Annotated in this window: 1 protein-coding gene and 1 pseudogene; both read right to left on the bottom strand. The window is 73.7% G+C overall.

The features are described 5' to 3' along the window. Window positions 1-474: ketoacyl-synthetase C-terminal extension domain-containing protein (locus IF30_RS50950; protein ID WP_420791208.1), on the bottom strand; the 474-nt coding region annotated here is incomplete at its 3' end. Window positions 475-521: 47 nt separating this feature from the next. Next, window positions 522-896, bottom strand: a pseudogene (locus IF30_RS50945) (beta-ketoacyl synthase N-terminal-like domain-containing protein); the annotation flags it as partial. Window positions 897-957: the final 61 nt, after the last annotated feature.

Raw genomic sequence — 957 nt, 5'->3', positions numbered from 1 at the left:
GTAGGTGGTGTAGAGGTCGTGGCCCATGCCCAGGCGTTGGCTGCCCTGGCCGGAGAAGACCATCGTCAGGGTTCCGTCGCCACCCCGGCCGGTGATCACGTCGGGTGTGGTCTGGCCGTTGGCGAAGGCCTTCAGGGCCTGGTGGCGGGCCTCCGGATCGGCGCCTAGTACCACGGCCCGCTCGGTGAGCAGGGCCCGGCTCGTCGCGAGTGAGTACCCGATGTCGAGTGGTGAGGCGTCGTCGGTGAGGGCGTCCGCGAGTCGGGCCGCGGTGTCCCGCAGCGCATCCTCGTCCCGCGCCGAGAGGATCCACGGGACCACGGGCAGGGCGGTGCCGGCACGCTCCTCCGGCTCCTCGGTGACGGGCGGTTGTTCGAGGATGACGTGCGCGTTGGTGCCGCTGACGCCGAAGGAGGAGACGCCGGCCCGGCGGGGGCGGTCGTGGCTGGGCCAGGGCTGTTCTTCGGTGAGCAGTGCGACGGCGCCCGCCGTCCAGTCGACGTGCGGGGTGGGTTCGTCGACGTGCAGTCGCCGAGGCGGGTGCCGGTGCCGTGGGCTTCGACGGCGTCGACGTCGGAGGGCTGGAGGCCGGCGTTGGCGAGGGCCTGGCGGATGACGCGTTGCTGGGAGGGCCCGTTGGGGGCGGTGAGCCCGTTGGAGGCGCCGTCCTGGTTGACGGCGGAGCCGCGGACCACGGCGAGGACGGGGTGGCCCAGGCGCCGGGCGTCGGAGAGCCGCTCCAATACCAGCAGCCCGACACCCTCGCCCCAGCCGGTCCCGTCCGCAGCCGCCGCGAACGACTTGCACCGGCCGTCGCCGGCGAGGCCCCGCTGCCGGCTGAACTCCACGAACGGGGCAGGGGTGGACATGACGGTGACGCCGCCGGCCAGGGCCATGGTGCATTCGCCGTTGCGCAGGGCGTTGGCGGCGAGGTGGACGGCGACGAGGGAGGACGAG

The sequence above is a fragment of the Streptomyces sp. NRRL S-350 genome (assembly GCF_000719705.1).
GTDB lineage: Bacteria > Actinomycetota > Actinomycetes > Streptomycetales > Streptomycetaceae > Kitasatospora.
This window is presented reverse-complemented; position numbering and strand designations above follow the sequence as displayed.